At 70.4% G+C, this 4,049-nt stretch carries 6 protein-coding genes; 5 read left to right on the forward strand and 1 reads right to left on the reverse strand.

The window, feature by feature from the left end; genetic code table 11:
• Nucleotides 1–414, forward strand: a 414-nt coding sequence (gene lepB / locus B4E30_RS04685; protein ID WP_286793708.1) for a signal peptidase I, incomplete at its 5' end; no start/stop codon positions are given.
• Nucleotides 411–1,070 carry a ribonuclease HII gene (locus B4E30_RS04690; RefSeq protein WP_286793710.1) on the forward strand — a complete coding sequence of 220 codons (660 nt, stop codon included), beginning with the start codon at nucleotides 411–413 and terminating at the stop codon, nucleotides 1,068–1,070. The genes lepB and B4E30_RS04690, both read left to right, overlap by 4 nt.
• 14 nt (nucleotides 1,071–1,084) lie before the next feature.
• Here the strand turns inward: B4E30_RS04690 and B4E30_RS04695 are convergent, their stop codons facing one another.
• Nucleotides 1,085–1,765: an alpha/beta fold hydrolase gene (locus B4E30_RS04695; RefSeq protein ID WP_286793712.1), complete on the reverse strand. Its 681-nt coding sequence runs from the start codon at nucleotides 1,763–1,765 to the stop codon at nucleotides 1,085–1,087.
• Between the two features lie 129 nt (nucleotides 1,766–1,894).
• On the opposite strand from B4E30_RS04695, the gene B4E30_RS04700 reads away from it, so the two are divergent.
• From B4E30_RS04700 to B4E30_RS04710, 3 genes are all read left to right on the forward strand, one after another.
• A complete protein-coding gene (locus tag B4E30_RS04700; RefSeq protein ID WP_071043217.1) occupies nucleotides 1,895–2,218 on the forward strand; it encodes a DUF2469 family protein in 324 nt (107 codons plus the stop codon).
• A 95-nt stretch (nucleotides 2,219–2,313) separates the two neighbouring features.
• Nucleotides 2,314–2,676, forward strand: coding sequence for a YraN family protein (locus B4E30_RS04705; RefSeq protein ID WP_286793714.1), 363 nt, complete (start codon nucleotides 2,314–2,316; stop codon nucleotides 2,674–2,676).
• A gap of 136 nt (nucleotides 2,677–2,812) precedes the next feature.
• On the forward strand, nucleotides 2,813–4,049 hold a 1,237-nt coding region (locus tag B4E30_RS04710; protein WP_286793716.1), incomplete at its 3' end, for a YifB family Mg chelatase-like AAA ATPase.

The following is a 4,049-nucleotide window of genomic DNA, read 5'->3' on the forward strand; positions in this document are numbered from 1 at the left end:
CTGGCGGCGCCCGACAGCGATGACCACCTCGTCAAACGCATCATCGGTCTGCCCGGTGACGAGGTCGTCTGCTGCAACGACGTCGGCCAGATCACCGTCAACGGGGTCGCCATCGACGAGACCACCTATCTGAAGCTGCCCACGCCGGATTCGCCCGCGTCCGCCGACGATTTCGATGTCGTCGTTCCCGAGGACAGCCTGTGGGTGCTCGGCGACAACCGCTACCGCTCGAAGGACAGCCGCTACAACCAGGACCAGCCGGGAGAGGGGTTCGTGCCGCTGGAGAACCTGGTGGGTCGGGCGTTCCTCATCACGTGGCCGTTCGATCGGTTCGGCACGCTCGACTTCCACCACGAGGTGTTCGCGGGGGTTCCGGACGAGCCCGCGGCCGACGAGGAGGAGTCGGCCGAGTGACCGTCGCCGTTCCTCGTCTCACGCTCGAGCGCCGGCTGCTGCGCGAGCATGCGCTCGTGATCGCCTGCGACGAGGTCGGTCGCGGAGCGCTGGCGGGCCCGGTGGCGGTGGGCGCCGCGGTGGTCGACGCCGGGCGCTCGCGTCGACGCGTACCGGAGGGGCTGCGGGATTCCAAGCTCGTCCCCGAGGCTCGCCGTCCCGAGGTGGCGGCGCGCGCTGCATCGTGGGTGTCGGCGAACGCTGTCGGATGGGCCAGCGCGGCGGAGATCGACGAGGTAGGGATCATCCGCGCGCTCGGCCTGGCCGCGCTGCGCGCGATCGGCGATCTGCGCGCCCAGGGGGTCGTCCCCGAGGAGGCGATCGTGATCCTCGACGGCAATCACGACTACATCACCCCGGCCGGAGGCGCCGGCCTGTCGGTCACACCGGTGATCAAGGCAGACCGGGATTGCGCAAGCGCCGCGGCGGCTTCGGTCATCGCCAAGGTGGCCCGTGACGGTCTCATGACCGGGCTGCACGACGATTTGCCCGCCTACCACTGGGCGCGCAACAAGGGCTACGCCAGCCCCGATCACCGGGAGGCGATCCGCCGGCACGGCATGAGCCCCCACCATCGTGCGTCGTGGTCCATCGCGAGTGCTCCGACCCTGTTCTGAGCCGCGCCGGGACGTCAGTCCCAGTCGAGGTAGTCCTCGATCGGCCATGCCGTCTCGCCGACGTGAGTGAGGGGGAAGAGGTCGGCCGCGCCGTCAATCGTCACGAGGCTGACCCGCTCCGGGGCCGCGGCGCGCAGGGTTTCGCCGTTCGCCGGAGGCATCACGCGGTCGGCTGACCCTTGGAGAGCGAGCACCGGGATCCCGGGCGCGAGAGTCGCGGCGCCGATCTCCGCAGACGCGGCGCGGGCGGCGCGCTGCAGAGCCATCCGCTCCCGGTCGTAGGCGTTCTCGGGGATCTCGGACGTGGGGGACACCTCCACGGGCGCCCCGCCCTCGACGGCGAGCAGCAGCACGCCGGCGGCACGCGCGGGATGGTCCAGGGCGACCGTCCGCGCGACGGTGCCGCCGAACCCGTGTCCGCCCACCCACGGCCGTGTCATGCCCACGTGATCCATCACGTCCACGACGTCCTGCGCGAGATCGTGGAGCGTCGGCGCCGGTACGGCGTCGTTCGGCCAGCGGCAGCCGATCCTCACCACGCGGAAGTCCTCTTCGCCGAGGGCCTCCGCCAGCAGGCCGAGATAGCCGAGCCGGAGTCCGGCGCCGGGCAGGAGCACGAGAGCCGGCCCGTCGCCGTGGTCGTCGGCGTAGGGGACGGCGCGTCCGTCCGGTTCGAAGATCTCGGTCTCAGCCACGGTTATGGAGTCCTTTCAGCGGGTGCGGGATGTGCCGCGCACACCACGCTACGGGAATCGACCTGATGATCCGGACCACGTGATCGCGCGGTCTCGGCGCGGCCGTCACGACCGTAGGATGGGGGGATCATGGATGACGAAGTCTTCGAGGACTACGACCGCGAACTCGAGCTTGCCCTGTACAAGGAGTATCGCGACGTCGTCTCCCAGTTCCAGTACGTCATCGAGACGGAACGGCGGTTCTACCTCGCCAATGACGTCAACGTCGTGCGCCGCGACAGCGAGCACGACTTCTATTTCGAGATCACGATGACCGACGTGTGGGTGTGGGACATCTATCGCGCCGACCGCTTCGTCAAGTCCGTGCGGGTGCTGACCTTCAAGGACGTCAACGTCGAAGAGCTGACGCGACGGGACTTCCGGCTGCCGGACGAGCTCTCCCTCGACAGCTGACTTCCGGGCGGAGCGGGGCCTGTGAGTCCGCCGGTCCGTCCACAGATCGCCCGGATGTGCCGCGCGGCGATGCCTGAGGCGGACAGGGTCGTCTCATGGCGATCAAGGACGACCTCGGGCGTGCCGGTGAGCAGGCCGCGCACGATCATCTCGTCGCGCTCGGCTTCGTGGTTCTCGATCGCAACTGGCGCTGCGGGCAGGGCGAGATCGACATCGTGGCCCGTGAGGCGGGCGAACTCGTCATCGTCGAGGTGAAGACGCGCAGGAGCACCGGATTCGGGCATCCGTTCGACGCGGTCGACGAGCGCAAGCGGAGTCGCCTCTGGCGTCTGGGTCGCGCGTGGGCGGCGGCCCATCCGGAGCCGTCGCGGGGGCTCGCCCTTCGGACGGATGTGATCGGCGTGACGGGTTCCCCTCCGGGCCGTGCACGCATCGAGCATCTTCGCGATCTGCGCTGACCGTTCCTGTCCTGCCCTCCCCAGCCTCGTCCCGAGGCCGTTCATGCACGGCCGAGCAGATTCGCCCCGCGGGCGGTGTCGCGAAGGCGCAGTCTCGGGACATGACACGCTCCTCCCTCCGCCCGCCGGTCCCGGCATGACGGTCGCTCGCACCTGGGCCGTCGCCCTCAACGGGGCGGTCGGCTCCATCGTCGAGGTCGAAGCCGACCTGTCCAACCAGACGCCCGACATGCGCATCATCGGGCTCCCCGACAAGGCTCTCAACGAAGCGTCGCGTCGCGTGCACAACGCGTGCGAGAACAGCGGTCTGCCCCTGCCTCGACGGCGGCTCACGGTGAACCTGTCGCCGGCGAACCTCCCCAAGCACGGATCGGCGTTCGACCTCGCGATCGCCGTCGCCGCGATCGCGACCGAGACCGATCTCGACGTGGGGTCGGTCTCGGCGACGGTGCACGTCGGCGAAGTGGGACTCGACGGGCGGCTGCGGCCGGTGCCGGGGGTGCTGCCCGCGGTCGTCGCTGCCACGCGGGCCGGCTTCGCCCGCGTGGTGGTTCCGCACGCGAACGGCCCGGAGGCCCGGCTCGTCCACGGTATCGAGGTGCGCGCGGCCACGACGCTCGCGGAGGTCGCGGCCCTCCACGGCGCCGGGGTGGATGTCCCCGACTGCGAGCCGGTGGCGAACGGGCGCCCGATCGACGACGTGCGCTCCGATGCCCGGCACGATCTCGCCGACGTCATCGGCCAGAACGACGCGGTGGAAGCGCTCGTCGTCGCAGCCGCGGGTGGCCACCATCTCCTCATGACGGGCCCGCCCGGAGCGGGCAAGACCATGCTCGCCCGACGGCTGCCCGGGATCCTGCCCCCACTCGACGACGAGGCGGCGCTGGCCGTCGCATCCATCCGCTCACTGGGAGGCGGAACCATCCGGTCGCTCCCGCGCGTGGCACCGTTCGAAGCCCCGCATCACAGCGCGAGCTCAGCGGCCCTCGTCGGAGGTGGAAGCCGCGTGATCCATCCGGGCGCCGTGGCACGAGCGAGCGAGGGGGTTCTGTTCCTTGATGAGGCCGGCGAATTCAGCGGTCACGCGCTGGACGCGCTTCGACAGCCGCTGGAGAGCGGTGAGATCGAGATCCACCGGTCGGGCGCGGTCGCGAGCTTCCCGGCGCGCTTCCAACTCGTCCTGGCGACCAACCCGTGTCCGTGCGGTGGGTACGGCATTCCGGGTTCATCGTGCACGTGCCCGCCGATGGCGATCCGTCGCTACCTGCAGCGCCTCTCGGGACCCCTGCTGGACCGCATCGACATCGAACTGACCCTGCGCCGCGTCTCGGTGGCGCAGCGACGCGCGGGCGGTGAGGGGATGAGCACCGAGA

This window comes from Microbacterium sp. UBA3394, from assembly GCF_002358725.1.
GTDB lineage: Bacteria > Actinomycetota > Actinomycetes > Actinomycetales > Microbacteriaceae > Microbacterium > Microbacterium luteum.